Origin of the sequence: Nocardiopsis sp. NPDC101807 (assembly GCF_044766605.1) — a bacterium.
GTDB classification, from domain to species: Bacteria; Actinomycetota; Actinomycetes; order Streptosporangiales; family Streptosporangiaceae; genus Nocardiopsis; species Nocardiopsis tropica.
The window spans coordinates 42,406-68,761 of sequence record NZ_JBIWMK010000009.1; the positions used below are offsets into that span (position 1 = coordinate 42,406).

The window sequence follows — 26,356 nt, forward strand, 5'->3', positions numbered from 1 at the left end:
CTTGTCCCGCCGCGGGCCACCACCCCCCCCCCCCCCCGCCGGCGCCCCGGGGGGGGCCCCCGGGGGGCCCCGGGGGGGGGGCGGGGCCCCGGGGGGGGGGGGGCGGGCCCGCGGGAGGGGCGCACGGGCAGGGGGTCCGCGGTGTGGCCCGCGTACCCTTGGTGACACCCCGTCACGCTACCCGCGCGAAGTACCACCCGAAAGAAGCGGATGTGTCGACTTACACTAACCGGCCGGGGTGGGCCGCACGGGCGGGTTCTCCATGTTGGGCTCCTCCGCCCGCCTCCCCGGCCCGGTCAGCGTGCCGTCCCCCGTGCCCCGGGGGGCGTGGTGGTATCACGGGGAGCGGTACCGCGCGACCCCCGGTCCGGAGGTTTCCCGGCGATACCCCGGGTTCCGACGGCGGGTGCACGCGTATCGTGTCAGTGACCACCACCCCCTCGCCCGTATCCAGCGACGAAGGACACCGACGGCTTGCCAGCACACGACGCGTTGAAGGTCGCTCGACGAGAGTTCCCTCCTGCCCCGGAGACCGCGGCCGCTGCCCGTGAGTTCGTTCACGACACCCTCCTCTCCTGGGGCGTGCCCGACCCGTTCGACGACGTGATCCTGCTGGTCAGCGAGCTGGTGACCAATGCCGTCATCCACGCGAGGTCGAGCCTGGACGTGACCGTGCGCCGGGCCGAGGGCGCGACCGAGGTGATGGTCACCGACTCCGCGCCCGAGCGCGCCGTGCCCCAGGCCGGCCCGCTGGCCGTGGACACCTCGCCGTCCAGGGACGACGAGCGCAGCGGCGGGCTGGGGCTGGCCCTGGCGTCCGCGATCGCGTCCAGCTGGGGCGTGAGCTACGGGCGCAACGACAAGGCGGTGTGGTTCCGGATCGAGGACGCCCCCGGCGAGCACCCCTCGCTGGAGTCGCCCCAGGTGCGGCGCGGTCCGGCCCGCCAGGTGCGCCCCGCGCCGTGGTCGGCGCTGGACGCCGCCCTCGGCTCGCGGCTGACCCTGCCGCAGCTGCTGGAGCGCACCGTGGAGTACGCGGCGACCGCCCTGGGCGGCGATGCCGCCTACATCACGCTGGCGACCTCCGACGAGACCATGTGGGAGGTGCGCGCCGCCGTCGGGCTCACCCCGGGCGGGGCGCCGTGGCGGCCGCTGCGCGTGCGCACCGAGGAGACCTTCCCGTCCGCCGCGCCCGAGCCCGGCGCGGTGATCAACGACGACCTGATGATCGCCCGCACCGGGCGCGGCCGCCTGTCGAGGGCGGGGATGCGCTCGCTGGTGACGGCGCCGCTGATCGTGGACGGCCGGGTGGCCGGCCTGCTCGGGGTCGCCTCCCGGCGGGCCAGGCACTTCGGCCCCTCGGCCGCCAAGAGGCTCCAGGAGGGCGCGGACCTCATCGCGCTCCCGGTGGAGCGCTCGCGCCTGGCCGAGGTCGAGCTCAACCGGCGCGCGTCGCTGAGCTTCCTGGCCGAGGCCAGCGACCTGCTCGCGGGCACGCTGGACGAGCGGATGACGGGCGCGCTCGCCGCCCAGCTGATCACCTCCCGGCTGGGCCGGTGGTGCTCCATCCACACCGTCAACGAGCTGGGCGCCTCCCAGCTCACCCACGTGGTGCACGGGGACGAGAACTACAACGACGTCCTGCGCGCCCTGCTGACCGGGCTGCCGCCGCGGGAGCAGCGCGAGCCCCAGCCCCTGTGGTCGCCCGCCGAACTCGCCGAGGAGGGGCTCGACGAGCAGCTGGTCCGCGAGCTGGCCAGCGGCCCCGCGATCAGCATCCCGCTGGTGGCGCACGGCCGCGCGCTCGGCCGGATGACGATCGGTAAGAACGAGGCGGACGACTTCACCCGCGAGGAGGTCGACGTCGCGGACGACCTCAGCCGCCGCGTGGCCTCCGCCATGGAGAACGCCCGCCTGCACGAGAAGCAGGCGGCGATGAGCAGCGCCCTCCAGCGCAGCCTCCTTCCCGCGAAGGAGAAGGAGCCGGTGATCCCGAGCGTGGACCACGCGGTGTTCTACCGCCCCGCGGACGAGAAGAACCAGGTCGGCGGCGACTTCTACGACGTGTTCGCCGCCAGCGGCCGCTGGTGCTTCGCCATCGGCGACGTGTGCGGGACCGGCCCGGAGGCCGCGGCGGTGACCGGCCTGGCCCGGCACACCCTGCGCGCCCTGGCCAAGGAGGGGTTCACCCCGTCGCACATCATGCAGCGGCTGAACATGGCGATCCTGGACGAGAACACCTCCACCCGCTTCCTCACCATGCTCTACGGGGAGATGACCCCGGCCACCGACGAGGGCGGAGGGATGCGCGTGAGGATGGTGTCCGCGGGCCATCCCCTCCCGATGCGGCTCAACCAGAAGGGCGAGGTCGAGAACTTCGGGACGTCGCAGCCGCTCCTGGGGGCGTTCGAGGACGTGGGCTTCACCACGGAGAGCGTGGACATCCGTCCCGGCGAGGTGGTCCTCGCGGTGACCGACGGCGTCACCGAGCGGCGCAGCAACACGGACATGCTCGGCGACGAGGGGCTGCTGGAGATCTTCTCCGGGTGCTCCGGCCTGACCGCGCAGGCGGTCATCAGCCGGATCGACCGCGAGCTGGAGGAGTACGCGCCGGGCGGCCACACGGACGACACGGCCATGCTGGTGCTGCGCTTCCTGTGACGGGGGCCGGCCCCCGTCACAGCCAGCCCATGTCCTGCGCCGTGCGGATGGCCGACATGCGGTTGTCCGCGCCGGTCTTGCCGATGGCGTTGGAGAGGTAGTTGCGGACCGTCCCCTCCGTCAGGTGCAGGGCGGCGGCGATCCTGGCGACGGTGGCCCCGTCGGACGCGGCACGGAGCACGTCGGCCTCGCGGTCGGTCAGGGGGCTCTCCCCTCCGACCATCGCGGCGGCCGCGAGGTCGGTGTCGATGTAGCGCCCTCCCCCGTGCACGCGCCGGATGGCGCCCGCGAGCTGGTCGACCGGGGCGTCCTTGGCGAGGAACCCGCGCGCACCCGAGGCGAGGGCCCGGCGCAGGTAGCCGGGGCGTCCGAAGCTGGTGAGGATGACGACGCCGCAGCCCGGGGCGCTCTGTTTGAGCTGTGCGGCGATTTCGAGTCCGGTGCCGCCCGGCATCTCGATGTCCAGGACGGCGATGGAGGCGCCGTGTCCGAGGACCGCGTCGACCACCTGGTCGCCGCGGCCCACCTGCGCGACGACCTCCAGGTCCTCCTCCAGGCCGAGGAGGGCCGCGATGGCCCCTCGGACGAGGTGTTCGTCATCGGCCAGCACGATCTTGATCAAGGTCGGCCCTTCTCACGTGTAGCCGGAGCCCCGGCGCGGTATCGTTCCGGACATTGTGGTGCATAAGGTTCTTGCAGGTGCGGGAGCTCCGAAGGCCGCGGGGTCCGGCCTCCGCGGAGGCGGCCCGGGGCGCGCGCGTCCCCTCCGGCCCCCGGTCCGCCGCCCCCGGCACGGACTCGAAACCCTGGTATATCGGGCTCTCACCCTGTTCTAACCCATGCGGCGCATGATGGATCCCGTCCACTAGACATCGTCCCGCCAGTCGGAGGATGAGTTGAACCCCAACGAACCGAGTACAGGTACCGAGCCCGGTGCGGCGGCCGGGAACGCCCGCCTCCCCGCGGAGCCGACCGACCAGCAGGTGCCGTCCGGTCAGGGACTCTCCTCCGCCGACGGCGAGGCGCACGAGCCCGTGCCCGGCGGGGAGCGCGGGGGCGTTCCCGCCGGGCACGAGGACCGGTCGGCCGCGCCGCGGGCGGCCGGGGGCAGCGGGTCCGGGGACGCCGGGCCGGACGACGCCGAAGGGCGGTCCGCGCAGGCGGGGGGACACGCGGGCCCGCCCTTCCCGGCGGAGCAGCGGCCCCTGCCGCACGGGGGGTACGGGGAGCACCCGGGCACGGCCCGCCCCGGACACCCCGTGCAGCACGCGGGGGCGCACGTCACCGGGACGGGCCCGCGCTTCTCCCCTCCGGAGCACGCCCCGCGGTGGGCCACGGGTCCCAACGAGGCGGACCGCGCCTCGTACACGTTCCCGCCCCACGTCGGCGGCCCCGGCGGTCCGGCGGGCGGCCCGTCCGACCAGTTCGCCGCCCACCACGCCGGCCCCGGCCTGCCGTACGGCGGTCCGCAGGGTCCCGGCGGCCCGAACGGCCCCGGGGCCCCCGGTGCTCCGGGCGGGCCCGGCCTGCCCCCGTTCGGCGACGGCTCGGGCTTCGGTCCGGGCGGCCACGGCCACCCCCCGTACGGCGCTGCCGCGCCCGGCCCCGCGGACGGCGGCGGCAAGAAGCGGGGCGGACGGGTCGTGACGATCGCCGCCGTGACCGCGCTGGTCACGAGCCTGATCGTCGGTCCGGCCGCGGCCCTGGGCACCGCCTACCTCTTCCCGAACGGGCTGGGCTCCCCGGTGAGCTCCCTGACCGGCGAGCAGGGCAGTACGCCCACGGAGGGCGCGGTCGGCGAGGTCGCCGAGAGCGTCCTGCCGAGCGTGGTGTCGATCCAGACCGCCAACGGCGGCGGCAGCGGCGTGGTCATCTCCTCCGACGGCCAGATCCTCACGAACGCGCACGTGGTGGAGGCGTCCGGGGGCGGCCCGCTGGAGGTGCTGTTCAACGACGGGACCTCCGCCCCCGCCGAGGTGCTGGGCGCCGACACGGTCTCCGACATCGCGGTCATCCAGGCCGAGGGGCGCAACGACCTCGAACCGGCCACCCTCGGCGACTCCGAGCAGGTCGGCGTGGGCGCGGACGTGGTCGCGATCGGCTCCCCGCTGGGTCTGTCCGGCACGGTCACCACGGGCGTGGTCAGCGCCCTGAACCGGCCGGTGAACACGGGCGCCACCGAGAACGGCAACGGCCAGACCTCGACGGTGATCAACGCGATCCAGACGGACGCGGCGATCAACCCCGGCAACTCGGGAGGCCCGCTGGTGAACATGGCCGGCGAGGTGATCGGCATCAACACCGCGATCGCGGGGATCTCCCAGGACAGCGGTTCCGTGGGCCTGGGCTTCGCCATCCCGGTCAACCAGGCCCGTCCCATCGCCGAGCAGCTGATCGAGGACGGCAGCGCGAGCTACCCGGCCATCGAGGCCACCATCACCAACAGCCGCGGCGGCGGGGCCGAGATCGTCGAGGTGGTCGAGGGCGGCGCCGCGGACGGGGCCGGCCTGTCGGCGGGCGACGTGGTGGTGTCCGTGGACGGCCAGGCCGTCACGACGCCCGACCAGCTGATCGCCGAGATCCGCTCCCGGCAGCCGGGCGAGGAGGTCACCTTCGGGGTGGTGTCCGGCGGCAGCGGCTCCCCCCAGGACGTGGCCGTCACGCTCGGCGAGCAGAGCTCGGAGTCCGTCGAGAACGAGGCGGAGCAGGGCGGGGGCAACTGACCGGACGCGGTCGCGCTCCCTCTCCACGGGGCGGTCCCGGGTCCTCGGCCCGGGGCCGCCCCGTCGCCGTTCCCGCCCGCCGTCCGCCGGCGGCCCACGCCCCGGCCCCCGCCATGCGCGGGGGTTCGTGCGGTCGGCGTGGGCGCGGGGTCCCGCCCCCGGCCGGGCCCCGCCCCGCCCGGGGGCGGGGTCGGCGGGTTCCGGGGTTCCCGGGGCGGACCCGGCGGAGATCACCGATCGGCCACACCATGGTGCTCTTGCGCACACGGTCGAACACGGAGAGTATCCTTCTCTGCGCCGTGTGCTACCTGAGCGGTCGCCCCTCCGTCACCGGAAGGTCGGCGACGGTCAACGCGGGTGGGCCACACTCGTGCGTACGCGGCGACCCGACAGCCAGGAGATCCGGTCCATGTCCACGTCCTTCGCTCCAGCCTCCCCCACGACGGCGCCCCCTCCCCGCCCGGTCGGCGGCCCGGAGCGCCGCCCCCGGGTGCTGATCGGCACCGACACCTACCCCCCGGACGTGAACGGCGCCGCCTACTTCACCGAGCGCCTCGCCCGCGGCCTGGCCGAGCGCGGCGCCCGGGTGCACGTCGTGTGCCCCTCCCCGGAGGGCTCGCCCCGCACGGTCGAACGGCACGGGGTGGTCGAGCACAGGCTCCGCTCGATGTCCTCCCTCGTCCACGACAGCGTGCGCCTCGCGCTCCCCCTGGGGGTGCGCGGACACCTGGACCTGCTGCTGGACCGGCTGGAGCCGGACGCGGTGCACATCCAGAACCACTTCCTCGTCGGCCGGATGCTGGCCGCGGCGGCCCGCGCCAGGGGCGTCCCGGTGGTCGCGACCAACCACTTCATGCCGGAGAACCTCTTCGACTACGTGCGCGTCCCCGGGCCGCTGCGCCCGTACGCCGCCCGGATCGCCTGGTGGGACCTGGGCGCCGTGCTGTCCCGGACGGAGCACGTGACGACCCCGACGCCCGCGGCGGCCGGGCTGCTGCGGGAGCAGGGGTTCGCCAAGCGGGTCGAGCCGGTCTCCTGCGGGGTCGACCTGGCCGGGTTCAGCCCCCTGGAGGGCGGGGCGGCGTCCAGGCGGCGGCTGCGCGCGCGGTTGGGCGTCCCCGACCGGACGACGGTGCTGTTCGTGGGCCGGCTGGACGAGGAGAAGCGGACCGAGGAGCTGGTGCGGGCGACGGCGCGGACGGCCTCCGCCCAGCTGGTGCTGGCCGGGCACGGCGCGTACCGGCGGAGCCTGGAGGAGCTGGCCGCGTCCGAGGGCGTGGCGGACCGGGTGGTGTTCCTGGGCTTCGTGTCGCAGGAGGACCTGCCCGACGTGTACCGGTGCGCGGACGTGTTCGCGATCGCGGGCATCGCCGAACTCCAGAGCATCGCGACCCTGGAGGCGATGGCGAGCGGCCTGCCGGTGGTGGCGGCGGACGCCATGGCGCTGCCGCACCTGGTCGAGGAGGGCCGCAACGGGTACCTGTACCGGCCGGGCAGCCCGGAGGAGCTGGCCGCGAGGATCGAGGACGTGATCGCGGACGAGGGCGGGCGCCTGAGGATGGGCGAGCACAGCCGGGCGATGGCCTCGCGGCACCGGTTGGAGGACTCCCTGGAGCGGTTCGAGCGGATCTACCTGGAGGCCGCGGGCGGAGCGGCGGTCCCGGCGAGGGCGTCGGCGTCCGCCGGGGCCGTCCTGAGCGGCTGACCGCGGCGCGGGTCCGCCCGGCGGTCCGGCCCGGCGCGGCCACGCGGGACCGCCCGCCGCGGAGCGGCTCCCCGGACCCGGCCCCGGGGTCGGCCGTCCCGCTCCCGGCCCGTCCGCGGGAGGACGGCGTCCCGGCGGGCCCCGTTCCGCCACGGGGCCGTCGCCGCGGACGTGCGGGGGTGCTGCAGCGCTTCGGCGGGGCCCCGCCCCGCCCTCAGCCCGCCGGGGCCTCCGGCCCCCCGGGCCTGTGCTCCGGCAGCTGGAACCCGATGGCGGCGCCGCCCCCCTCGCGGTTGCGGGCGAACACCCGGCCGCCGTGGGCCTGCGCGATCTCCTTCACCATGGACAGTCCGAGCCCGGAGCCGGGCAGGCCCCGGGCGACGGTGGCGCGGTAGAAGCGCTCGAAGACGCGGCCCAGCTCCTCCGGGTCGATACCGGGGCCGCGGTCCAGTACCTCGACCGCGCCCGACCGGACGCGGATCTCGATGGGCGCGGCGCCGCCGGGGTCGAACTTGGCGGAGTTCTCCACCGGGTTGGCGACGGCCCGCTCCAGGGAGCCGGGGCGCCCCCACACCACGCTGTCGTCGGCGTCCACGACGATGTCCCGCCCGGTCCGCCTGCGGGTGCGCTCGGCGACCCTGTCGACGACCTCCCTCAGGGGGACGGCACGCATGGCCTCGTCCTCGTGGTCGCCGGTGGCGAGCCCGACCAGCTCGTTGACGAGCGCGGTGAGCTCGCGGGTCTCCCCGCGCAGGTCGTCGATGAGGCTCTCCCGCGCCTCCGGGCTGAGCCGGTCCACCCTCCCCAGCACCTGGACGTTGGTGTACAGGCTGGTGAGCGGGGTGCGGAGCTCGTGCGCGGCGTCCTGGACGAGTCGGCGCTGCTCCTCCTTGGACCTGGCCAGGCGGGCGAGCATCGCGTTGAAGGCGCTGCCGAGGCGGTCGACCTCGTCGTGGTTGCCTTCCTCCTGCGCGTCGCCGGGGCCGACGGGGTCGAGTCGGCCCGTGGAGCTGACGTACTCCGCGGCGTCGGTGAGGCGGACCAGGCGGCCGGTGGTGCGGTGGCCGACCAGCCAGCCCACCGCCGCGGCGCAGAGGGCGACGAGCAGGCCCACCCACAGGATCTGGGTGGCGAGGCGGTCGAGCATCAGCTCGGTGGGCGACAGCCGCTGGAGGAGCTGGAGGGCTCCGGAGCCGTCGCCGACGGAGACCGTGGCCATCCGGTAGGCCTGCCCCTCGATGGTCTGCTCGCGCATGTCGACGACGCCGGGCCGGGCCGTCGCGGCCAGTTCCATGTCCGCGTCGGAGGGGGCGAAGAAGACGACCTCGGCGGGGTCCTCGACGCTGACGGTGCGGCGGCCGTCGGGGCCGAGGAGCTGCACCTGGAGGTTGTCGCTGGACAGGAACGGGATGGGGCCGGCGGAGGGCCCGCCGCCCTCCTGCCCGTGGATCTCGACGAGCTTGTCGGACAGGTCGGCGACGGTGCTCTCGAACCCGTTCCTGACGTCGGCGCGGATGAGGGCGGCGGCGGTGGTGTAGGCGAGGGTGCCGACCAGGGCGATGATCACGGTGGCCACCAGCGCGAAGATGACCGCGAAGCGGGTTCCCAGCCGCCAGCCGCGCGGGTTGAGCACCACGCCGCTGCGCCACGGGAGGGCGGCGTGGGCGCCGGCGGCCCCGGGGCCCGGCGCGTCCGGCCCGGCGCCGCCCCCGCGGTCGTCGGCGGCGGGCGTGCGCACGCCCGTCACCCCTGCGGGCGGAGCGTGTACCCGACTCCGCGCACGGTCTGGATGAGCGGCGGGCCCCCGTCCTCCAGCTTGCGGCGGAGGTAGCTGATGTAGACGGCGAGGTTCTTGGACTCCGGGCCGAAGTCGTAGCCCCAGATGCGGTCGTAGATGGTGGCGTGGTCCAGGACGATCCCCGTGTTGCGGATGAGGAGTTCGAGGAGGTCGAACTCGGTCTTGGACAGCTCGATCTCGCGCTCGCCGCGCCACACCCGGCGGGCGCGCGGGTCCAGGCGCAGCTCCCCGGCCCGCAGGGGTCCCTCGTCGGCGGAGTCCTCGGGAACGGGCGCGGCCCTGCGCAGGAGGGCCCGCAGCCGGGCGAGGAGTTCGTCCAGCTCGAACGGCTTGGCGAGGTAGTCGTCGGCCCCCGCGTCCAGCCCCGCCACCCGGTGGGGCGTCTCCACGCGGGCGGTGAGCATGAGGATGGGCGTGCGGTCGTGCTCGGCCCGCAGCACCCTGGCCACCCCCAGCCCGTCCACGCCGGGCATCATCACGTCGAGGACGAGCAGGTCGACGGGGTCGGCGTGCACCGCGGCGAGCGCCTGGACCCCGTCCGCGACCGTCCGGACGCTGTAGCCCTCCAGTTGGAGGGCGCGTTCCAGTGAGTCCCTGATCGCGCGGTCGTCGTCGGCGACCAGGACCGTGGCGGTGGCTTCCATGGCGCCCATGGTCCCCCATCCGGGTGAGAAGGCGGTAAGAGGCGGGTGGGGTGCGTGTCAGAGCCTCCGCCGGTCAGGACCCGGGGACGAACGCGCGGGTCCTCTCCAGCCCGGCCGCCCGGCCCTTGCCCGCGACCACGAGCGCCATCTTCCTGGAGGCCTCGTCGAGCATCTCGGCGCCGAGCATGACGGCGCCCCGGCGGTCCACGGTCGTGGCGTGCGCGTAGGCGTCCAGGACCAGCTCGGCGTGGTCGTAGTCCTCCTGGGAGGGGGAGAAGGCCTCGTTGGCGGCCTCCACCTGGAGCGGGTGCAGGACCCACTTGCCGTCGTAGCCCAGGGCCGCGGTGCGCCCGGCCGAGCGGCGGAGGGCGTCCACGTCGCGGATCTGGAGGCAGGGGCCGTCGATGGCCTGGATGCCGTTGGCGCGCGCGGCCGTGAGGATCCGCATGAGCACGTAGTGGTAGGCGTCGCCGGTGTCGTAGCCGGGCGGCTGCTCGCCCACGACCAGGCTCTTCATGGTGATGGAGGCCATGAAGTCGGCGGGGCCGTAGACCAGGGCCTCCAGGCGGGGCGAGGACGCGGCGATCGCGTCGACGTTCACGAGGCCGCGCGCGTCCTCGATCTGCGCCTCGATGCCGATGCGGCCGACCGGGAGGCCGGCGGCGCGCTCGATCTGGGTGAGCAGGGTGTCGAGCCACTCGACGTCGCGGGCCGCGGTGACCTTGGGGAGGACGATCGAGTCGAGGTCGGCCCCGGCGCCCTCGACGACGGCGATGACGTCGCGGTAGGCCCACTCCGTGGTCGTGTCGTTGACGCGGACCGACCTGACCCGTCCGTCCCAGCCGCCCTCCGTGAGGGCGCGGACGACCGTGCCCCGGGCGGCCTCCTTCTCCGAGGGGGCGACCGCGTCCTCCAGGTCCAGGAAGAAGGCGTCGGTGCCGAGGCCCCTCGCCTTGTCCACGAACCTGGGGTTGGACCCCGGGACCGCGAGTACCGACCGCCGCGACCTGAGTTCGCCCATCGCCGTCCCCGTTCCGCTCGACCGTGCCCGTGTCCGCGTCTCCCGTGGCGGGGCCGCTCCCGGCGCCGCCGTCCACGGGTCGCGGGCCCCATCATCCCATCTGCGCGTGCGTAGAGTGAGGGACGGGTCCCCCGGTGGGACCGGAGTGACCGAGGGAGAGTGACCATGTCCGCCACGCTGCGTCCGACGAGTGCCCACTGGGGCAGCTACCAGGTGGTCGTCGAGGACGACCGGGTCGTCGGCGTCCGCCCCGACCCCGACGACCCGGCCCCCTCCCCCGTGATGGCCAACACCCCCGCGGCCCAGCACCACGCGTCCCGGGTGGCCCGCCCCGCGGTGCGCCGCCGGTGGCTGGAGCGCGGCCCGGGGCCCGACCCGCGCCGCGGCGCCCCGGACGACGACTACGTCGAGGTCGAGTGGGCCACGGTCCTGGACCTGCTGGCGGCGGAGCTCGACCGGGTGCGCACGGAGCACGGCAACGCGGCGATCTTCGGCGGCTCGTACGGGTGGGGGAGCGCCGGGCGCGTCCACCACGCGCAGAGCCAGCTGCACCGCTTCCTCAACACGATCGGCGGGTACACGCGGTCGGTCGCCACCTACAGCCACGGCGCCGTCGAGGTGCTGTTCCCCAGGATCATCGGCACCCCCGCCGCGAACCGGCTGCTGCACCGCGCGCCGGCGTGGACGCAGATCCGCGAGCACACCGAGCTGCTGGTGACCTTCGGCGGGCTGCGGCTGTCCAACACGTGGACGACCTCGGGGGGCCGGGCGGCCCAGACCGCCGGTCCGGAGATGCGGGCCGCCTCGGAGTCGGGGGTGGAGTTCGTGTCGGTGTCGCCGCTGTTCGACGACACCCCCGAGGACGTCAAGGCCGAGTGGATGCCGATCCCGCCGGGCGCCGACACGGCGGTGATGCTCGCCCTGATGCACGTCCTGTTCACGGAGGGGCTGGCCGACACCCGCTTCCTGGACCGGTACACGGTCGGCGCGGACGTGCTGCGCTCCTACGTGCTGGGGGAACGCGACGAGCGCGGCGACCGGCCCGGGGTGGAGCGCTCGCCCGAGTGGGCCGAGCGGATCAGCGGGGTCCCGGCCGGCGAGCTGCGGGCGCTGGCCCGGCGCATGGCGGAGAAGCGCACGCTCGTCAACGTGGGCTGGTCGGTGCAGCGCGCCCGGTACGGCGAGCAGCCGCTGTGGGCCGGTCTGGCGCTGGCGTGCTGCCTGGGACAGGTGGGGCTTCAGGGAGCGGGTTTCGCGTCGGGGTACGGGTCGATGGGCAACTACGGGGGCGGTTCGACCCCGATGGGCCTGCCGAGGATGCCGCAGGGCGCCAACCCCGTCGACTCGTCGATCCCGGTGGCGCGGATCGCCGACATGCTGCTGGAGCCGGGCGGGCGGTACGACTTCGACGGCGAGGAGCGCCGGTACCCGGACGTGCGGCTGGTGTACTGGGCGGGCGGCAACCCGTTCCACCACCACCAGGACCTGGAGCGGCTGACCAGGGCGTTCGGCAGGCCGGAGACGGTGGTGGTCCACGAGACGCACTGGACGGCGACGGCCCGGCACGCCGACATCGTCATCCCCTCGACGACGGTGCTGGAACGCGACGACCTGACGGCCAGCAAGGGCGACCTGAGCGTGCGGGCCATGCCGCGGGCGGTGTCCCCCCACGGGCAGGCCCGCGACGAGTACGACACGTACGCCGACCTGGCCGGGCGGCTCGGGCTGCGCGAGGAGTTCACGGAGGGGCGGACCAGCGCCCAGTGGACGAGGTCGGTCTACGAGCGGTGGCGGTCGCTGGTGGCCAGGCACGGCGCGGAGGTGCCGGGGTTCGAGGAGTTCTGGGAGCGCGGGCGGGTGGAGATGCCCGGCCGGGTGGAGGACGAGGCGCTCCTGGGCGAGTTCCGGGCCGACCCGGAGGGCAGGCCCCTGCGGACGCCGAGCGGTCGGATCGAGCTGTTCTCGGAGACGATCGCGTCGTTCGGGTACGAGGACTGTCCGGGGCACCCGGTGTGGCTGCCGGGGCCCGCCCTGGACGGCGGGGACGACGGGTTCCCGCTCGTGCTGCTCGCGAACCAGCCCAGCGGGAGGCTGCACAGCCAGCAGGACATGGGCGCGCACAGCATGTCGCAGAAGGTCGGGGGGCGCTCGCCGCTGCGGATCGGCCCCGAGGACGCGCGGGCGTGCGGCGTCGCCGACGGCGACGTGGTGCGGGTGTCGAGCGGTCGGGGGTCGTGCCTGGCGGGCGTGGTGGTGAGCGACGCGCTGCGGCCGGGCGTGGTGCAGCTGTCCACCGGCGCCTGGTACGACCCGTCGGCGCCGGGCGTGACGTGCGCGCACGGGAACCCGAACGCGCTGACGGAGGACGTGGGGACGTCACGGCTGAGCCAGGGGTGCACGGGGCAGACGGTGCGGGTGAGGGTGGAGCCGTTCGCCGGCCCGGTGCCGCCGGTCCGCGCGTTCGAGCCGCCCCCGGGCATCACGGTTCCCTGAGGACGTGGACGCGAACACACATGGCCATTTCAATGACCAGAATGGAGACCGTTCCGATCACCGAGGCCAAGGCCGGGATCGCCGAGCTCGCTGATCGTGCACAGCACGAACACGCCGACTACACGTTCACGAAGAACGGCCGCCCCGCGGTCGTCATGGTGTCCGTGGCCCGGTACGACTCCCTGATGGAGACACTGAGCATCCTCTCCGACCCCGAGACCAGGAGGGACCTCGCCGAGGCCGCCGAGTCCGGGGAGTTCACCACCGAGGAGGACATGGCCGAGCTGATGGGGGCACGCCTGGGCGGGGATCCCCGGGCGTGAGGGTCGTCTACCCGGGTCCTGCCGGGCGTGCCCTCGCCGAGGAACTTCCCGAGGCCGTGGCGTCAGCCGCGTACGGATCCGTCAACGGGCCCTTGAGGACGAACCCCTGGCGGGTCGGGAAACCCCTCGACGAGCCTTTCGCCGGCCTGCACTCGGCCCGGAGGGGGACCTATCGGATCGTCTACCGGATCCGACCGGACAAGGACGCGATCGAGATCCACTCCATCCGCCGCCGCAGGGACGCCTACAGGTTCCAGGGGGTGCGCGTCGGGGGCGTTCAGCGGACCAGGAGGCGGTCCACCCGACGGGGCAGGAGCAGCCCCGCCAGCCCGAGGAGCGCGTAGCCGACCTGGCCCGGGGCGAGCATGCCCAGGATCGCGCCCGTGTTCGCCGTCGGCGCCCGCAGGAACTCGCGCATGCGCGGGTGGGCATGCGGGACCCCGTTGCCGGAGACCAGCAGGGAGAGCGCCGCGACCAGCACGAGCACGGCCCACGCGGTCTCCGCCCCCGTCAGACCGCCCAGCCACAGCTGGAGCCGGTCCAGTGCCACGAACGCGTAGGCCGGGGCCTCCCGGTCCGCGGCTCCGCCCGCCCCGGGGACCGCGGCGGCGTACACCGCGGCGGCGGCGAACGAGGCGGTCGCCGCCGTGACGCCGCCGGTGGCGGCCAGGCCCAGCCGCCGGGCCAGCGAGCGCGCTTGCCGGGTGAGCTCCTCCTGCGAGGGGTGGCTCCGCCAGGGGCGGCCGGCGGACCGGGCCTCCGCCATGGCGTTCGCCCGGCGCCTGCGGAGGAACCGCCACGTGTCGCAGAGGGCCCCGGGGCCGCGCCGCGCGGCGATGGCGGACACCGCGAACTCGTGGACGATCGTGGACAGCGTCGTGGCGAGCGTGACCGGCAGGTCCACCCAGGACAGCGCCAGCCTCCGGAACAGCGGCGCGATGTCCGAGGGGACGCGCACCCTCATCGCCACGGACCTGCCGCGGGCCCTGCGGCGCAGCCCGGCCAGCGGGGGGCGGCCGGGCAGCGGCGGCGTCGACTCGGCCGCGGTGCCGATCGTCCGGTAGTCCATGGCCACGGCGCACAGGAGGAGGACGACCAGCAGCCACGGGGTGAGGACCCCGCCGCCGAGCAGGCGGTGCACGAAACCGGACACCGGGTGGAGGGCCGCGTTGGCCAGTACGGCGTTCAGGTTGAGGTGCTCCAGGAACGCCACGGCGAACGCGACCGGCGGCAGCAGCCACAGCCACGCGCCGTAGCGGCGGCCGACGACGGCGAGCCCGAGGGCCGCCCCGACCAGGCCGGTGGTGACGGCGTGGCCGGAGAAGACCGCGAGGACGGCGCCGGCGGCGTCGGTGACGGTGCTCCCGCCCGGCAGGAGGAACCCTCCGCCGCCGGGCCGGTCGCCGCCCCCGGTGGAGACCCCCGTCAGCAGGTGCTCGGCGAGCTGGAAGCCGGCGCCGGACGCCGCGGCCAGCAGCAGGAAGTCGACGGCGGCCAGTCGGCGCGCCCGCCGCCGTGCCACCAGGCCGAGGAGGAGGAGCGGCACGAGCTTGCCGACCTCCTCCACGGCCACCGCGACATAGGTGTAGCCGACGACGCCGTACGGGTCGACGCCCAGGAGCCCGACGACGGCCGTCTCGGCGAGGGCGAGCGGCCACAGCAGGAGCGCGCCGAGGGCGGCCACCCGCAGCAGGGTCGCGAAGGAGACGGTGCGCGACCGCGCGGGCCAGGCCAGCTGGAACAGCAGCACGAAGGCCGTGGCCAGGGCCGGGAGGGCCGTGTCGAGGCTGGGGACGAACAGGGGTGCGACCAGCAGCGCGACGACCGCCAGCCACCCCCAGGCGCCGCGCAGGGCGCGCAGCGCGCCGACGGCGCGCGGCGAGCGCTCCCGGAGGCGGTCGCCGCGGCGGGCGAGGCGTTCGGGCAGGTCGGGGCCGGGACCGCGCGGACTCCGGGCGTGCCTGGAGCCGGCGTCGGCGCAGTTGTAGAGCAGGGCGGCGCGGGTGAGGACGGGCCCGCCCTCGACGCGGGCCCTGGTGCCGAAGTGGGCCCGCGCCTGGGGGATGTCGGCGCCGACGAGTTCGCGGACGAAGTCGGCGGGCCCGGCCGCGACCGTGAGCTCGTCGGCGGTGACCAGGACGGCGGCGGAGAAGTCCTCGACGCAGACGAGGAAGTCGGTGGGGGTGGGACCCCAGCCCCGGATGAGGTCGATGAGGGTGTCGGTGTCGAGGGGGACCTCGGTGACGGGGTCGTACGAGAACTCGGGCCGGGTCCGGCACACCAGGAGCCGGTCGACGCCCATGGCGCGCCCGGCCGAGACGATCGCGCGGATGAGGTTGCGGTCCCGGGGCACGAGGAAGGGCGTCGTGACCTTGCCGTCGACCCTGATCCACTGGGGGTCGAGCTCGGTCGCTCCGGCACAGACGCGCAGGACGAGGTCCCGCGCGAGCATGGCCTGTTCTTCCATCGACGTCCTCGTGCCGTGCGGGGGGCGGATGCGGGGGCCGGTCCCGCCCGCCGGCGGACGGAGCGGCCGGACCGAGCATAACGGCGCGGAGCGGCGGCGGAAGAGGCGCTCTGCGGCATTGTGGCCGTGATGTCATGCGGCGGACCCGCGCCGCGCCCCTCCCGGCGCCCGGCCCCGCCGCGCCCTCCCGGCCGGGGCGGAGGTCCCGCCGGTCCCGGGGCTCCCGCCGTCACCGTCCGCCGCCGGCGGGGACCCCCTCCCCCGGCTGGGCTCCCGGTGCGTCGCGGGCGTCGCGGGACGCGCGCGGCCCGGCGCCGAAGGCGTCGGCGCACAGCTGCCCGACGTGGCGGAGGAGGGGCAGGTCGAGGGCCCAGCCGGCGAACGCCCACCCCAGGTGGAGGTGGTCCAGGGCACGCGCCAGCGCCGCCACACCGCTCCGGCGGAGCCCGTCGGGCGTCTCGTAGGTGAGGCGGTACAGGACCTCGGGGTGCTCCGCCGCCGGGCGCAGCTCCAGGGCCACGGGCGCCCGGGCCGCGATCCAGCCGCCGAGGCCGGTGCACATGGAGCAGTCGGCCGCCACGTAGAGCGTCCCCGGGGTCCGGCCGGGCCACGGCCGCCAGCGGGGCAGCCAGGGGCGCACGCCCTCGCGGTAGTCCTCCCAGTCGCTCCCGAAGGCCCGGCGCAGCTGCCCTCCCTCGTGCCAGGACGCGAACCCCGCTCCGTAGGCGAACGCGACCAGGACGCCGACCAGCAGCCGGAGGTCCCCCGTCACCGGGACGAGCACCAGGTAGGCGGCGGCGACGGTCGCCTGCATGGGGTTGCGCACGTAGGCGTAGGGGCCGCTGGTGACCAGGCGCGACGGCGGGTCGTAGGGCAGCGGGGTGCCGCGGCCCGCCCGCGCGAACTCGCGGGCCGCGGCCAGGCCCGGCAGGCACGCCGCCGCGAGGACCTGGGCGACGAGCAGGGCCTCCCCCCGGTCGGGGACGGCGTCCAGCGCGTACAGCGGCAGGCCCACCATGAGCCCGAACGCCAGGACGGCCTGTGCCCACGTCCGGGCGCGGACCAGCCGGCCGCGCCGGGTCCAGTGGGCCAGCATCAGCGCGGGGATCAGGCACAGCGCCGACCCCGCGAACTCGCCGAGGAGCCAGAGGGGCCCGAGGACCACCACGGGTTCGGCGAGCGGCATGACGATCACGTCGATCCACACGAGCAGGCCGGTGAGCAGGGGGACGGGGAGGAGACGGAGCATCAGCGCGGGCAGGGCGCCCCACAGGACCGCCCAGGCGATCAGCAGGTCGACGGGCATCCCGCGCCACACGGCGCCCTCGGCGTGGAAGGACCACCAGCCCGCGTGCACCGCGTACAGGTTGAGCGGGACGAGGGTGAGCAGGGCCCACGCCCCCGCGACGATCATCGACGCGACCTCGCGCGGCCGGGGCGCGCGCCACGCGCACAGAGCGGCCAGGAGCAGCAGCGGGACGAACAGTCCGACGCCCCGGACCAGGGCCGCGGGGACCTCCGCGTCCGTCACTCCCCCTCCCCCGCGACCGCGTCCCGGAAGGTCGTCGCGAGGTACTCGGCGGCCAGGTCGGTCGTGTACGACTGGATCGGCCCGAAGTACCAGGAGGGCTCGTAGGTGCGCTCGTACTCGACGGTCCAGGTGAGGCGGGTGCCGCCGTCCTCCCTCTCCCAGACGGCCTCCGCCCGGCGCATGTCCATCCAGTTCGCGAACGCCGTGTCCCGGACCACGTCGAAGACCACGCGGCCGCCGTCGCCGTCCCGCTCGCTCTCCACGACCTCCAGCTCCATGTCGCGGGGGGTGGGCTCGGAGCCGATCCGGAGGATGCGCCTCGGGGTGAAGTCGACGACGCGGGCGTCCCCGGGCTCCAGGCCGTCCCCGGTCGCCCGGACGGGGTGGGGGAAGGGCACGGCGCGCAGGAAGAGGGCGTCGGGGGCCGCGTAGCCGGGCGGGGCGGCCAGCGCGGCGGCGACCCGCTCCGGTTCCGCGTCGATCAGCACCGACCCCTCGCCCTGGTCCGCCCGGGGGAGGAGGCTCGTCCCGGCGACGCCCTCCAGGGCGAGGACGAAGAGGACCGGTACGCCCAGCAGGGCGTGGCGTCCGCCCCGGCCGCCGGCCCCGAAGGCCTTCGCCGTCCAGGCCACGAGCCCGGCGATGCCGTAGAGCAGGGGCGCGGCGATGACCAGGCACACCGTGCCCTCGCCGAGCAGGGCCGCCGCCAGGGCGAGGCCGACGGTGGTGACGGCCATCGTGATGCCCGTGACGCTGCGCGCCCGCACGGTGAACACGACGGTCAGGGCGATCACCGCGGGGAGGCCCACGTAGAACAGCGCCGTCTGGTCGAGGCCGCCCCAGTGGTTGGCCCGCAGGGCCAGCAGGCCGGCGAAGGCCGCGAGCAGGAGCGCGGCGAGCGTCCAGCGGGCGCGGGCGGGGACGTCGGCGGGAAAGGGTTCGGGCTCGTCGCTTCGGGACATGGGGGCACCCTTCATCAAGCAGTTAAAGCACTTGGTTTAATCACTTGATTAAACCGTATGATGAACACACCCCGACCGGCAAGGGGGCTACGCGAGGAGGACCATGGCCAGGAGCGGCGGCGGACGGCGGACCAGCGAGGAGACCAAGGAGAGGCTGCTCGACGCGGCCTGCGCGGTGCTGCGGGAGGAGGGGTACTCCGGGGCGTCCGCCCGCGCCATCGCCACACGCGCCGAGGCCAACTCGGCGCTGGTCTTCTACCACTTCGGCGGGGTCGACCAGCTGCTGCTCGCGGCGCTGGACCGGTCGAGCGCCGAGCGCATGGCCATGTACCGGGAGATCGCCGGGCGCGCGAACACCCTGGAGGAGCTCGTGGAGGCGGCCCTGCGCATCTACCGCACCGACCTCGAACGCGGTTACATCACCGAGTTCTCCGAACTCGTGGCCGCCGCCGTCACCAAGCCCGAGCTCCGCACGGAGATCCGCGACCGCGCGGAGCCGTGGATCGCGTTCATCGAGCACGAGTGGAACCGCGTCCTGGGCGGATCGGCCCTCGGAAGGCTGCTGCCCGCGCGCGAGGTCGCCTACGGGGCGATCACCTTCTACCTGGGGGTCAACCTGTTCTCCGTCCTGGACGAGGACCGCACCCGCACCGAGGCGGTCTTCGAGCTGGCCGGGGAACTGGCGCCGCGGGCCAGGCTCCTCACCCTGCGCCTGCCCCGCCGCAACCGCGACGTAGGCTTGTCGCCGGCGGACCAGGAGGAGGACGCATGAGCGGTGGCGGCGGCGCGGGCGCCGGCGGGACGGGGCCGGGGGCCGGGCAGGGCGTGGCGGTGGCCCCGGGGATCGAGTTCCCCGACACCGCCGACGGGAGGACCCACGTGGCGGGCGCGGTCATCGCCGACGGCCGGGGACGCGTCTTCGCGCAGCGCCGGTCCGCGACCCGCAAGGTGTTCCCGCACTGCTGGGACATCGTCGGCGGACACGTCGAGCGGGGCGAGACCATGCTCGACGGCCTGGCCCGCGAGGTCGAGGAGGAGACCGGCTGGAGGCTCGTCGGCGTGCTCGCGGAGCTGTACCGGCTCGACTGGGACCCCGGCGACGGCGTCACCCGGCACGAGGTCGACTACCTGGTGCGGGTCGAGGGCGACCTGTCGGCGCCGCGGCTGGAGCCCGGCAAGCACACCGAGCACCTGTGGGTGGACGACTCCCTGGTGCACCGGCTGCGCGACGAACGCGACCCCGGCGACTACTTCATCACCGACATCGTGCAGCGCGGCCTCGACGCCGCCCGCGCCGCGGGCGGCTGACCCGCCGGGGCGGTCGGGCGGCGCCCGACCGCCCCGGCGGGCCCCGTCACACGGCCCGGCCCCGGGAGACCTCGGCCACCGCGAGCGGCAGCGCGTCCAGCAGGTCGGACGCGCTGATCGGCGCACCGCCGCGGGCCAGCGAGGCGGCGCGCCCGTGCAGGTAGGCACCGCACGTCGCGGCCTCGCGCGCGGGCAGGCCGGACGCCATGAGCGCTCCGACCGCCCCCGACAGCACGTCGCCGGTCCCCGCGGCGGCCAGCAGCGGCGTCCCCGTCGGGTTGGCGACCGCGGGGGCGCCCGGGTGCGCGATCACGGTGGTGGACCCCTTGAGCAGGACCGTGCACCCGAACCGGTCGGCGGCGCGCTCCGCGTGCTCCAGCCGGCGGGCCTCCACGTCGGCCCGGTCCACGTCGAGCAGTCGTGAGAGCTCACCCGCGTGCGGGGTCAGGAGCGTCTGCGGCGTCCGTGCGCGGAGCAGCGCGGAGAGCGGACCGCCCCCGCCTCCGGTGAGCAGGGTCAGCCCGTCGGCGTCGACCAGCACCGGGACCTCGCTGTCCAGGACCGCCGCGAGCTCGTCGGCGTTGGCCGGGTGGGTGCCGCGCCCGGGGCCGATGACCACGGCGGCCACCCGGCCCGGGGCCAGGTCGGTGCTGCTCTGCGGGTCGCGGAAGTCGGCGACGGCCTCCGGCCAGCGGCCGATCACCTGTTCGGCCACGCCCTTCCCCCCGCCGAAGCGGACCATCCCGACCCCGGTGCGCAGCGCGCCGCCCACGCACAGGACCGCCGCGCCCCGGTAGGGGTCGGAGCCGGCGCGGACGCCGAGGACGCCCCGGCTGTACTTGTCCTCCTCCGCACCGGGGGTCGGGAGGAGCGCGGCGATGTCCACAGCCTGTGGACGGACCAGCGCGGGCCCGGGCAGCTCCGGCCCCAGCCCGATGTCCACCAGCCGGACACGGCCCGCCCGCTCCGCCCCGGGGTCGACGAACAGGCCCGGCTTGTGGGTGCCGAACGTGACGGTGGTGTCGGCCCGGACCGCGGGCCCGGCCACCTCCCCCGTGTCCGCGTCCACCCCGCTGGGCACGTCGACGGCGACCACCGGGGCGGGGGCGTTCGAGGCGAGCACCGCCAGGGCGGCGTGCGGATCGCGCAGCCCGCCGCGCCCGCCGATGCCGACGAGCCCGTCGACGACCAGGTCGGCGTCGAACAGGGCGGCCTCCTCGGCCGCGCCGCCCGCGAACGGCAGGATCCGCCCGCCCGCGGCGCGCAGGGCGCCGGCGCCGCCCTCGTGGACGGTCCGCCCGGCCGTCAGGGCGCGCACCGACGCGCCCCGCGAGGCCAGGAGGGCGCCCGCGTACAGGGCGTCGCCCCCGTTGTCGCCGCCGCCGACCAGGAGCACCACCCCCGCCCCGTAGACCCGGGGCAGGAGCCCGGCGCACTCGGCCGCGAGCCCGGCCGCGGCCCGGCGCATCAGGGCCCCCTCGGGAACGCGCGCCATGAGCGCGCGCTCGGCTTCGCGGACGACGCTGACGGTGTGTGCTGAGTGCACCGGCTACCTCCAGAGGGGTCGATCGGCCACCATCGTGTCGCAGGTGGGACCCGTGGGGCGGACAGCGCCACACCTGGCATTCCAGGTAAGCCGATTTCAACCCGATGTCATCGTTTCACTACCCTTCGGAGTGTCGGCTTGCAACAATGGGGTGTATGCCTCGACCGAGCAAGTACGTGTCCCGGTCCGACCTCGGCTGGGGTTCCTCCCCCGCCGAGAGGGCCAACCCCCGATCCGGACTGGTCATCCACTACGACAGCGCCGACCAGGGCCTCGCCGACAAGAAGCACGAGGCGTGTGTCACATACTGGCGCAACACCCGCAAGTTCCACACCGGCCCCTCACGCGGGTGGGCCGACATCGGATACTGCGTCGACGAGAAGACGGAGATCTTCACAGAAGAGGGCTGGAAGACATTCCAGGAGATCGCCGAAGGCGATGTGGTCCTCACCCTCGATCACGAGACGGGCATGTCCCAGTGGCAGCCGCTGCTGGCGGTGAACGTCTTCCCCGCGGTACCGCGCGAGCTGATCAGGATGGAGGGGCACAGCCACTCCTCCTTGACCACGGCCCAGCACCGGTGGCCCGTCGAGCGGTTCTACCGCCGCGCGGGGACGCAGCGCCAGAAGTCGGCCGATGGTCGATGGGCGGCGACAGGGCGCGCGGAGCGCACGCAGCAGGGACGCGAACGCGTCTGGGCGACCACCGGGACCCTGACGTACGCGGACCGCATCCCCTTGTCCGCTCCCTGCGTCACTCTCCCGACCGAGCCCAAGTGGTCGGACGCCCTGGTGGAACTGGTGGCGTGGTTCTGGACCGAAGGGCACATCGAGCCGCAGAGCCGGAGCCGCGTCCCCGGCACGGGCGTGGTCGTCTACCAGTCCGAGCAGAAGAACCCGGAGAACGTGGCCAGGATCAGGGGAGCGCTGAACGCTCTCTTCGGCCCCGCGTGTGACGGCTTCCCCCGCTCCGGGGCTGCTGCGGACGGGGTCCCCCGATGGCGGGAAGCAGTCAACCGGCACCTCGTGGAGTTCCATCTCTCGGTGGACGCGGGTCGGGTGCTTCTGGACCACGCGCCCGGACGCGTTCCCGGATACGGGTTTCTCCGGTCCCTCACACGGGCTCAGCTCGGCCTGTTCATCGAGGCCTCCCTGCTGGCCGACGGACACAACAGCCGAACCGCCGACGTACAGGCCCTCAGCCAGAAGAGCCGGGAGGCGGCGGAGGCCTTCCAGTTCGCCGTGATCCTGGCGGGACATGCGACGTCGTTGCGGAGGCGCCCGCCGACGCCGTCGACGGAGTACGACATGTGGAAGGTCGAACTGCGGCGCAAGACCCACTTCGCGCCCAAGGCCGCGCAAACGCGGAAGTCGGCCTTCTCCATCACGAAGGAACCCTACGAGGGCCGCATCTGGTGCCCGACCACGCCGAACGGAACCTGGCTCGCACGGCGGGCGGGCACGGTGTACTTCACCGGGAACTCGTTCATGGCGTGTGCCCACGGATATGTCCTGGAAGGCCGCGGTCTGTACCGCACCCAGGCCGCGCAGCCCGGGGGCAACACCTCCCACTACTCGGTGACCCTGGCCACGGGCCCGAAGGACGCCATCACACCCGAGCAGATCAACGCCGTCCGCCAGCTGCGCCAGTGGCTGATGGAACCGGACACCTCCATCTCCGGCAAGGTGCTCGGCCACCGCGACTTCATCTCCACCTCGTGTCCCGGGGACAGGGCCTACAAGCTCGTCAAGGACGGGACCTTCGCCAAGAAGCCGGACGAAACCGAGGGAGATGACGTGCCCAGACATCGCAGGTTCGAGAAGGACGACGCACAGGAGCTGGCACCCGCCACGTGGGCCAGTCTCAAGTTCGACCGCCGCCACGACGGCCACCGGGGCGACCTGTACGCCCTCGTGGGACCGGACGAGCCGGACGGGGCGCTCTACGACCTCTCCGTGGGCGTCACCCTCCAGGGACTGGCCTCGGGGACCGAGGTACAGCTGCGCGCCACGGAGTACGAGTCCGACGGCAGCGGCGGCTGGAAGGTGGCCCGCAACCGCCCCATCGAGAGTCCGGTGCAGGCGGCGGGGAACGGGCACTTCACCTACGCCTGGAAGGGCAATCTCGCCAAGGGCAGGCGCGTGCGGGTGCGGGTCGCGCAGTTCGGGGAAGCGAGCGCGCAGGTCACCTCGGCCACCGCCGAGGTCTTCTACTGGCCCAAGTAGGCCGTGGCCCTCCGTGGCCGCCGCCGGATCGGCCCCACGGTCCCGTCCGGCCCCGGCGGGCGAGGGGGCGCCCCCGGCGCCCCCTCGGCGCCCGTCCCGGGGCACCGGGACACGGGAACGCCCCGGCCGCGCTCAGGCGCGTCCGGGGCGTTCCGCCGTTCGTCCGGGCGGGTCAGCCGACCGGGATGACGATCGGCTCCTCCATCCCGAAGCTCGGGTCGAACCGGAGCTCGGTGACGGTCACCTCGCCCACCGTCGCGAGCTGCCCGGAGATGCTGTCCCCGGGCGCGACGGACACGGCTTCCATCTGGGTGATGTCGGCGAAGATCGTCTCGGCCCAGTCGGAGCGCTCCGTGCCGTCGTCGAGCACGAAGGTGAAGTAGATCGGGTTGACGTCCAGGGCCTCGGACGAGTCGTTGGTGATCTCGACGTCCACCACGGTGTAGGTGGTGTCGTCGATGACGTCGCCGGCGGTGCCGCTCTGGGTGGCGCTGGCGGTGACGCCGCCCTGCTCGACGGGCGCCTCCTCCTCGGCCGGCTGGGACTCGGTGTCGTCCGCCGACTCCTCTGCGGAGGAGGTCGTGGTGGGCTGCGCGACCGGTTCGTCGCCCCCCGCCAGGGAGGCGATGATGACGATGAGCACGATGGCGATGATCACCACGCCGAGGCAGCCTCCGACCCCGATGCCGACCTTGGCGCCGGTGGACATGCCCTTCTTGGGCGGCGGGCCGTAGGGGGGTTGGCCGCCGGGGGGCATGTCGTAGGGGGGCTGACCGCCGTAGGGCGGCTGCCCGCCGGTGGGCCCGCCGTAGGGCGGCTGGCCCCCGCCGGGGTCTCCGTAGGGCGGCTGCCCGCCGGTGGGACCGCCGTAGGGGGGCTGGCCGCCGTAGGGCGGCTGCTGGGGGCCCGAGGGGTACTGGGGATAGGACACGGGGGTGCTCCGGCTCTCGTGCACGATGCGGTGGAAGGGGATGCGCCGCCTACACCGTGCACCGTCGGGTGAACACGTGCGGCTGCGAGGACAATATCCGACATGACCGCATCGCGTTCGCGCTGTTCCCCGCCCGACGCGTCCGGTTCCGGACACGGCCGCGGGTGGGAACACCGGCGCCCCGGACGTATCCGGCCGGACCCCGGTGGCGGACACGGTGCGGCACGGTGTTCGATGCCGCCCGCCCCTGTGAGGTTCTCCACGGCCGCGCCCCGTCCCGGGGTCCGCCGGCCCGGCACCGGGTCCGCTCCGCGGTCCGCCGCTCCCGGGGCCGGTCGCGTGGTGGGCGATCGCGCGGCGGGGAAGGCGCTCCGTCCCCGCCCCGCCGCCCCCGCCGTGGAGGTGCGCGTCGTAGGTTGTTCGCGGTCCCCACCCCCTGAGGAGGCGCCTGTGCTGATCGACCACCTGTCCTGGCCGCTGACCGTCGCCCACCGCGGCGCCCGGTCGACCGCCCCCGAGAACACCCTGGAGGCCGTCGCGGCGGCGATCGACGCCGGGTCGGACCTGATCGAGGTCGACGTCCACCTCGCCGCCGACGGGTCGCTGGTCCTGTGCCACGACACGACCCTGAACCGGACGCACGGCGTCGCCCTGCCCGTGTCCGGACTGACCGCCACGGCGGTGAAGAGGTGGCCCGTCCGGTCGGCGTCCCGGCTCGGGCTGACCGGGTGGCCGGACGTGCCCACCGTCACGCTCAACGAGGTGTTCGCCCGTTTCGCCCATGCCCCGGTCGCCTGGCTGATCGAGGCCAAGTACCCGCCCGCCCCGACCGGAGCCCGACTCGACGCCGTCGGCGACGCCATCGTCGACCACGTGCTCCGCTGGAACCTGGCCGGCTCGGTGATCGTCCAGTCGTTCCAGCGGCGCCCCGGTCTGCGTGCGATCGCCGCCGGGCTCCCGGCCGGGTACATCGAGACCGCCGGCGGCAGCGACCCCTGCGAGCTCCGTGACCAGGGCTTCGACTACTACGGGATGCGCAAGGACGCCCCGCCCGACCGGATCGCGGCGGCCGCCGACGCCGGGCTGCGCCCCCTCGTCTACACGGTCAACCGGCGCAGCGAGCGGGACGCGGCGCTCGCGGCCGGCGCGGCGGGGATCGTCACCGACGACCCCCTCTACCTGGCCGGACGCGCGCCGGGCCCGGACCTGTACGCCCTGGGCACCTGGCCGCACGGCCACCTGCCCTCACCGGTGAACCCGGTCATGGGCGTGCTCACCGGCTCGGCCCTGGAGCTGGCGCCCGAGCGGATGGAGGCGGGGGTGCCGGGGAACTACACCGCCGCCGTCCTCGGTTCGCTCAGCCACGAGGCGCCGCCGGGGTCGTGGACGTGGGAGGTGCGGGTCGCCCTCCTGGAGGCGACGAGCGCCACCCGGTCCGCGCAGGTCCAGTTCTGCATGGGGTCGGACGTGGGCTACCACGACGACGACCACGGCCGCGTCGACTGCTACAACGTCCTGCTGCGGCCGAACGGGACACTCGACCTCTACGCGGCGGCCGACGGCGCCGCGACCCGCCTCGCGACCGCGACGGGTCCGGCGGTCCCCGTGTCCGCGAGTGACCCGGTGTACGTGCCGCTGCGCATCGAGGTCTCCCCCACGCACGTGGGCGTCAGCCGCCCGGACGTCTCCGGGGTCGTGGCCGCGGCCGCCGACCCCCGGTTCCGGGGCGGCTACGTGGGCGTCGGGGTCCGCTCCGTCAGGGCGCGCTTCGCGCCGGGGTCCCGGGCCTGACCGCGCCGGCGCGGGAGCGCCCGGCACGTCGGCGCCCGGGGCTGCCGGCCCGGCGTTCCGGACCGGCCGTGGGGCGCCTGTAGCGCGGGAGAGCGCCGGATGCGATCGGCGCCCGGGGCGGGGGCGGGGGGGGGGCCCCCCCCCCCCCCCCCCCCCCGGCGCGGGGCCCCCCGGGGGGGGGGGGCGCCCCCCCCCCCACAGCATGTGGTGTCATAATGAGTTGTGGG

The 26,356-nt window shown here is 74.9% G+C and carries 18 protein-coding genes; 9 read left to right on the plus strand and 9 right to left on the minus strand.

Features of this window, described 5'->3' with window-relative positions; translation table 11 throughout:
* Window positions 1-492: 492 nt before the first annotated feature.
* Window positions 493-2,661, plus strand: a complete 2,169-nt coding sequence (locus tag ACIRPH_RS25295) for a SpoIIE family protein phosphatase (RefSeq protein WP_402919103.1) — start codon at window positions 493-495, stop codon at window positions 2,659-2,661.
* A gap of 16 nt (window positions 2,662-2,677) precedes the next feature.
* On the opposite strand, the gene ACIRPH_RS25300 is transcribed toward ACIRPH_RS25295, so the two are convergent.
* Window positions 2,678-3,283 (minus strand): response regulator, encoded by a 606-nt coding sequence (locus ACIRPH_RS25300; protein ID WP_402918684.1) that lies wholly within the window; start codon window positions 3,281-3,283, stop codon window positions 2,678-2,680.
* Between the two features lie 274 nt (window positions 3,284-3,557).
* On the opposite strand from ACIRPH_RS25300, the gene ACIRPH_RS25305 reads away from it, so the two are divergent.
* A complete protein-coding gene (locus tag ACIRPH_RS25305; RefSeq protein ID WP_402918685.1) occupies window positions 3,558-5,384 on the plus strand; it encodes a trypsin-like peptidase domain-containing protein in 1,827 nt (608 codons plus the stop codon).
* Between the two features lie 409 nt (window positions 5,385-5,793).
* On the plus strand, window positions 5,794-7,089 hold the full coding sequence (locus ACIRPH_RS25310; protein ID WP_402918687.1) for a glycosyltransferase: 1,296 nt from the start codon (window positions 5,794-5,796) through the stop codon (window positions 7,087-7,089).
* Between the two features lie 214 nt (window positions 7,090-7,303).
* On the opposite strand, the gene ACIRPH_RS25315 is transcribed toward ACIRPH_RS25310, so the two are convergent.
* From ACIRPH_RS25315 to ACIRPH_RS25325, 3 genes are all read right to left on the minus strand, one after another.
* Entirely contained in the window at window positions 7,304-8,725 is a 1,422-nt protein-coding gene (locus tag ACIRPH_RS25315) for an ATP-binding protein (protein ID WP_402919105.1), read from the minus strand.
* Between the two features lie 107 nt (window positions 8,726-8,832).
* On the minus strand, window positions 8,833-9,531 hold the full coding sequence (locus ACIRPH_RS25320) for a response regulator transcription factor (RefSeq protein ID WP_402918689.1): 699 nt from the start codon (window positions 9,529-9,531) through the stop codon (window positions 8,833-8,835).
* A gap of 73 nt (window positions 9,532-9,604) precedes the next feature.
* Window positions 9,605-10,552, minus strand: a complete 948-nt coding sequence (locus ACIRPH_RS25325; RefSeq protein ID WP_402918691.1) for an HpcH/HpaI aldolase/citrate lyase family protein — start codon at window positions 10,550-10,552, stop codon at window positions 9,605-9,607.
* Between the two features lie 165 nt (window positions 10,553-10,717).
* On the opposite strand from ACIRPH_RS25325, the gene ACIRPH_RS25330 reads away from it, so the two are divergent.
* Together ACIRPH_RS25330 and ACIRPH_RS25335 are read left to right on the plus strand one after the other, a co-directional pair.
* Window positions 10,718-13,045, plus strand: coding sequence for a molybdopterin-dependent oxidoreductase (locus tag ACIRPH_RS25330; RefSeq protein ID WP_402918693.1), 2,328 nt, complete (start codon window positions 10,718-10,720; stop codon window positions 13,043-13,045).
* A gap of 41 nt (window positions 13,046-13,086) precedes the next feature.
* Window positions 13,087-13,368, plus strand: a complete 282-nt coding sequence (locus ACIRPH_RS25335; protein ID WP_402918694.1) for a type II toxin-antitoxin system Phd/YefM family antitoxin — start codon at window positions 13,087-13,089, stop codon at window positions 13,366-13,368.
* 277 nt (window positions 13,369-13,645) lie between these two features.
* Here ACIRPH_RS25335 and ACIRPH_RS25340 read toward each other — a convergent pair whose 3' ends face one another.
* The 3 genes from ACIRPH_RS25340 to ACIRPH_RS25350 form a co-directional block, all read right to left on the minus strand.
* The gene (locus tag ACIRPH_RS25340; RefSeq protein ID WP_402918696.1) at window positions 13,646-15,835 is read right to left on the minus strand and encodes a PrsW family intramembrane metalloprotease; all 2,190 of its coding nucleotides are present in this window, start codon (window positions 15,833-15,835) and stop codon (window positions 13,646-13,648) included.
* 229 nt (window positions 15,836-16,064) lie between these two features.
* Window positions 16,065-17,366: a methyltransferase family protein gene (locus ACIRPH_RS25345; protein WP_402918698.1), complete on the minus strand. Its 1,302-nt coding sequence runs from the start codon at window positions 17,364-17,366 to the stop codon at window positions 16,065-16,067.
* Window positions 17,363-18,328 (minus strand): hypothetical protein, encoded by a 966-nt coding sequence (locus ACIRPH_RS25350; RefSeq protein ID WP_402918700.1) that lies wholly within the window; start codon window positions 18,326-18,328, stop codon window positions 17,363-17,365. Before ACIRPH_RS25350 ends, ACIRPH_RS25345 begins: the two co-directional genes overlap by 4 nt.
* A gap of 103 nt (window positions 18,329-18,431) precedes the next feature.
* On the opposite strand from ACIRPH_RS25350, the gene ACIRPH_RS25355 reads away from it, so the two are divergent.
* Entirely contained in the window at window positions 18,432-19,100 is a 669-nt protein-coding gene (locus ACIRPH_RS25355; protein WP_402918701.1) for a TetR/AcrR family transcriptional regulator, read from the plus strand.
* Entirely contained in the window at window positions 19,097-19,636 is a 540-nt protein-coding gene (locus ACIRPH_RS25360) for an NUDIX hydrolase (protein WP_402918703.1), read from the plus strand. Before ACIRPH_RS25355 ends, ACIRPH_RS25360 begins: the two co-directional genes overlap by 4 nt.
* Window positions 19,637-19,682: 46 nt before the next feature.
* Here ACIRPH_RS25360 and ACIRPH_RS25365 read toward each other — a convergent pair whose 3' ends face one another.
* The gene (locus ACIRPH_RS25365; protein WP_402918705.1) at window positions 19,683-21,182 is read right to left on the minus strand and encodes an NAD(P)H-hydrate dehydratase; all 1,500 of its coding nucleotides are present in this window, start codon (window positions 21,180-21,182) and stop codon (window positions 19,683-19,685) included.
* 155 nt (window positions 21,183-21,337) lie between these two features.
* Here ACIRPH_RS25365 and ACIRPH_RS25370 point away from each other — a divergent pair, with 155 nt between their 5' ends.
* Window positions 21,338-23,407: a hypothetical protein gene (locus ACIRPH_RS25370; protein WP_402918707.1), complete on the plus strand. Its 2,070-nt coding sequence runs from the start codon at window positions 21,338-21,340 to the stop codon at window positions 23,405-23,407.
* Between the two features lie 172 nt (window positions 23,408-23,579).
* Here ACIRPH_RS25370 and ACIRPH_RS25375 read toward each other — a convergent pair whose 3' ends face one another.
* Window positions 23,580-24,338 (minus strand): hypothetical protein, encoded by a 759-nt coding sequence (locus ACIRPH_RS25375; RefSeq protein WP_402918709.1) that lies wholly within the window; start codon window positions 24,336-24,338, stop codon window positions 23,580-23,582.
* Between the two features lie 450 nt (window positions 24,339-24,788).
* Between ACIRPH_RS25375 and ACIRPH_RS25380 the strand changes: the two genes are divergently transcribed.
* The gene (locus ACIRPH_RS25380) at window positions 24,789-26,129 is read left to right on the plus strand and encodes a glycerophosphodiester phosphodiesterase (RefSeq protein WP_402918711.1); all 1,341 of its coding nucleotides are present in this window, start codon (window positions 24,789-24,791) and stop codon (window positions 26,127-26,129) included.
* The last annotated feature ends 227 nt before the right edge of the window (window positions 26,130-26,356 follow it).